The sequence below is a fragment of the Tunicatimonas sp. genome (assembly GCF_049647865.1).
In the GTDB taxonomy this organism is placed as follows: Bacteria; Bacteroidota; Bacteroidia; order Cytophagales; family Cyclobacteriaceae; genus Tunicatimonas.
In genome coordinates this window covers 1-4,511 of the sequence record NZ_JBARYM010000066.1, presented here as the reverse complement: position 1 = coordinate 4,511, position 4,511 = coordinate 1, and the positions used below count along the sequence as shown (strand labels likewise).

The 4,511-nt window shown below is 45.3% G+C and carries 4 protein-coding genes; 3 read left to right on the top strand and 1 reads right to left on the bottom strand.

Features of this window, described 5'->3' with window-relative positions; all coding sequences use genetic code 11:
• The coding region (locus WBA23_RS02435) for a response regulator (protein ID WP_424580653.1) at positions 1 to 367 on the bottom strand (367 nt) is incomplete at its 3' end.
• A gap of 409 nt (positions 368 to 776) precedes the next feature.
• Here WBA23_RS02435 and WBA23_RS02430 point away from each other — a divergent pair.
• The 3 genes from WBA23_RS02430 to WBA23_RS02420 all read left to right on the top strand — a co-directional run bounded on the left by WBA23_RS02430 (position 777) and on the right by WBA23_RS02420 (position 4,462).
• On the top strand, positions 777 to 1,286 hold the full coding sequence (locus WBA23_RS02430; RefSeq protein ID WP_424580652.1) for a hypothetical protein: 510 nt from the start codon (positions 777 to 779) through the stop codon (positions 1,284 to 1,286).
• Between the two features lie 599 nt (positions 1,287 to 1,885).
• Positions 1,886 to 2,539, top strand: a complete 654-nt coding sequence (locus WBA23_RS02425) for a succinate dehydrogenase cytochrome b subunit (RefSeq protein ID WP_424580651.1) — start codon at positions 1,886 to 1,888, stop codon at positions 2,537 to 2,539.
• A 6-nt stretch (positions 2,540 to 2,545) separates the two neighbouring features.
• The gene (locus WBA23_RS02420; RefSeq protein WP_424580650.1) at positions 2,546 to 4,462 is read left to right on the top strand and encodes a fumarate reductase/succinate dehydrogenase flavoprotein subunit; all 1,917 of its coding nucleotides are present in this window, start codon (positions 2,546 to 2,548) and stop codon (positions 4,460 to 4,462) included.
• Positions 4,463 to 4,511 lie beyond the last annotated feature (49 nt).

The following is a 4,511-nucleotide window of genomic DNA, read 5'->3' as shown; positions in this document are numbered from 1 at the left end:
CGACCGTAGCTACTAGCTTTTCCTTTTCCCAGGGCTTGGTCAAAAAGTCTACTGCCCCTTCTTTCATAGCGGTTACGGCTAGTTCAATATCACCGTAGGCGGTGGTGACTACTACCTGTACGTTGGTCTCTAGTTCCCGTATTTGCTTAATCCAGAACAACCCCTCTCGGCCACTGGTTTTTCCCTGAGCAAAATTCATATCCAGTACTAACACATTGTAGGGGTGCCTTTGCAGGTGGTTGACAATTTGCGAAGGAGAAGACTCGGTTTGTACGTGCGTAAAGTGCTGCTTTAAAATCAGTTTAGCTGTATACAGCACCGCTTGGTCGTCGTCGACAATAAGGATATTACCCTCTTGTTTTTCCATTACTTTCAAGATAGCTATTGTTTCATTTTGGTACAATTATAGATTGGTTTCAGCTACCGACTTTAAGTTAGAATACCTACTAGCCATACTCAAGAGAGCATACTTGAAAATGAGGGTAATACGCATGTAGTATATTGATCTTCCGTTTAGAAAAAACTATGATAAGTTAGGTAACCCAAAACCATTGAAAACCTACGCGGGAAGGTGCCTAAACTGTTCTGATTTTAGGCTTTCTTAACGGTGTCCACTGCTAGGTTTGTCATCTTCTTGCTTAATTATTATATTTAAGCAATAGCATTAATACAAACTCGTAGCAAGTAGGCACGTGCTATAGTAGCGGCTATACAGTAGTTGACTGCAACCAAAGAACGATTTATAATCCAAACCAGGGCTTTCTAAATCTATAATTATGAAGATGAAAACACATATATTAAAACCTACACTTAGAGCATTTTTTGGGACTTTTATTTTAGCATTAATCACTTTTTTTACCTTTAGAGTAATCATCGCCACAGTTAATTCACCTAATGCAATAGAGCTGAAAATCTTTGATTGGTGGTTATGGACTACATTATTAGCAGTTGGGTTAGCATTGGGCACAACGTTTGGCGTAAGAAAACACCAACTCTCGATCGCTAATACGAAAGATTCCAATAAGTTGTACAACTGGATAGTACAGTATATGTCTATAAACGGATCTCAGATAGAAATAAGAAAAGAATGTGAGACAAACCTAAGGTCTGTCAATCGCTTTAATCAACTATTTGACAACTGGTTTGAGACAGAATCAATATCAGTAAAACTAGGTGACGATAAAATAGTAATAAAGGGGCCTAATAGAAAGATAGATAAATTAGAAAGAGGTATTCGATCCCATTATGGATTAGAAACAAAAAACGTTTTAGAATTGAGCCATTAGCTATGGCTAGCATCCGGAGTCCTCAGGTCCACACACAAACCAAAACTACAACCACTAACCTGGTAGTGACCCACTACGGCACTAAATTGGAGAGTAAGCAGGAAAACTACTATTAAGAATTAAGAAGAATAGTTAAGAGCAATTTTTAAAGTCTCGGAAAGTGTTCCCAAATTTTTTGAGAGCTTTTCCAGGAAACCCCTTAGCTTTTAATTAACTTCCTTAGAGCTTTGTTAGAATCCTTCGGCGATACTGATCAGCATTAAGGAAGATTTTGCTCTCAGTTTACGTTGTTTATCTCTCTTTCCGCATTGTGGCTCTCACTAATAATCGTAGCTTGTAAGGAATCAAATTCCCTAAGCCGAATAAAATCTCTATGTTCAATAAAGGTTAGAAAATGACTAAAGTTCTTTAGCTTAATGATAAATGTCATACTATTGAAGCGTAAAATTAGCAGTATTGCCATTCTTGGCGGAACGCTCCTCTTGGGTCTTTAATTTGTGGCGATGCTACTTCGGATAGACTTAATAGATTAAGCGTAAACAGAGCGTTATCGGAGAAACGATTTGATGTAGTTCACCATGTTATCAACCTAGCCTACCATGTTTCTGAGAAAAGGAGTTATCGCGGCTACCGGATTATTTTTGTGTATATTCCTAATAGTGCATCTGTCGGCCAACGCTATTTTGTTGCTGCCGGAAGAAACCGCTCGGGGATTATACAATACCTACTCAACTACCCTGCGGGAGAGTCCATTGATTAAGATCGTTGCCTATCTGCTGTACGCTTCTATTATCTTTCACGTAGTCTACGCCGTCATTGTCACTATCAAAAACCGCAGAGCCAAGCCCAATAAGTACGCGGTAAACCATAAGCTGGAAAATAGTACCTGGACTTCCCAGAACATGGGCCTGATTGGTATTTTTATTCTGCTATTTATTGTTATACATCTGGCTAACTTTTGGGCGAAGGTGAAGTTGGGGCTGGGAGAAAGTGTCGGGTTGGATATGGATGGTAACGTAGATGTCTACCAGATTACCTACAGTCTGTTCCAGAATATCTACTACGTGCTGTTCTATACCGTGCTGATGGTTCCCTTAGGCTTGCACCTAAACCACGGACTCAAAAGCGCCTTTAGGACGCTCGGCTTCTACCATCGCAAAGGGCTACGGGTGCTAACGAACGTTTCATTGGTGTATGCGGCCATTATATCCGTTGGGTTCGGCATTATTCCGTTAATTGTGTACTTTAAATAAGCTGCTGTGACAAAGTTGAACGCAAAAATACCGGAAGGAAGACTAGAAGATAAGTGGCGTAATTATCAGGCCAAAAGCCAACTGATTAATCCGGCTAATAAGAAGAAATTAAACGTGATTGTGGTAGGTTCCGGGCTAGCCGGGGCGGGAGCAGCATCTACCTTGGCGGAGCTAGGCTACGAAGTACAGTGCTTCTGCTACCAGGACTCGGCCCGTCGGGCGCATTCGGTAGCGGCCCAGGGCGGGGTGAATGCCGCCAAGAACTACCAGCACGACGGCGACAGTGTGTGGCGCATGTTTTACGATACGTTAAAAGGAGGCGACTTTCGGTCTAGAGAGGCAAACGTTTACCGGTTGGCCGAACTATCCGCTCCGCTGATCGATCACTTCACCCAGCAGGGAGTACCGTTTGCCCGGGAGTACGGTGGGGTGCTGGTCAACCGTAGCTTCGGAGGAGTGCAGGTACAACGCACCTTTTACGCGCGGGGTCAGACCGGGCAGCAGTTGCTACTGGCCGCCTACTCTCAGCTCTACAAGATGATCCGGGCCAAGAAAGTAACCATGTTTACCCGGCACGAGATGCTGGATTTGGTCGTCATTGACGGGAAAGCCAAGGGTATTATTGCCCGCGATCTTACGAGTGGTGCGCTCAAGCGATTTGCGGCCGATGCGGTGGTGCTGGCAACCGGCGGTTACTCCCGTGTATTTCGTCTGTCTACCTTAGCCATTGGCTGCAACGGCAGTGCCATCTGGAAAGCCCATAAGCGGGGAGCGTACTTCGCCTCGCCCAGCTTTACCCAGATTCATCCTACCGCCCTGCCCCAGTCCAGTGAGGCCCAATCCAAGCTAACGCTAATGTCTGAGTCCCTACGGAACGACGGACGTATTTGGGTGCCGAAAAACAAAGACGATAGCCGCAAGGCCAACAATATTCCTGAAGACGAGCGGGATTACTACCTGGAGCGTCGCTACCCTAGCTTTGGCAATCTGGCTCCCCGCGATATTGCTTCCCGCGCCGCCAAAGAGCGCATTGATGCCGGACATGGTGTGGGACGACTAAAGAACGCGGTCTACCTGGATTTTAAACATGCCATCCAGCAATTTGGACTGGAAACTATCAAAGATCGCTACGGTAATCTGTTTACCATGTACCAGAAGATCACCGGAATTGATGCGTATAAGGAACCGATGCAAATATCTCCCGCCGCGCACTTTTCTATGGGCGGGTTATGGGTAGACTACGAACTAATGACCACCATTCCCGGATTATACGCCGTTGGTGAATGCAACTTTTCGGATCACGGGGCCAATCGGTTAGGAGCAAATTCTCTGTTGCAGGCCAGCGTAGACGGTTACTTTATACTGCCTAATACCATCAACAATTACTTAGCCGGAGCACTGAAGGAGGAACATGAGACCACCGATCATCCCGAATTTGCGCGAGTTGAGCAAGAAGTGCAGGAGAATATAGATCGCTTGCTAGCGGTGAACGGTACCAAAACCGTCGATTACTTTCACCGGGAGCTGGGTAAGATTATGTGGCAAGAATGCGCGATGAGTCGTAATGAAGCCGGTTTAGGGCAAGCTATTGAGCAGATTACCCAGATTCGTACTGATTTCTGGCGTGATGTAAAGGTCACGGGACACAGCAAAGAGATGAATACTGAACTGGAAAAAGCCCTTCGGCTGGCCGATTTCATTGAACTGGGGCTACTGATGTGCACCGATGCCCTGAACCGGGAAGAATCCTGCGGGGCCCACTTCCGGGAAGAGTTTCAGACCCCCGACGGTGAAGCCATTCGGGTAGATGATGTCTATTCCTACGTTTCGGCTTGGGAGTACGGACAAGGTGGTCAGTTTATGCATCACGAAGAGGCACTGGAATTTGAGTTTATTGAACCTACGGTGCGAAGTTATAAATAGATAAGTTATGAACGTTACGTTTAGCATATGGCGGCAAGATGGCCCCAAC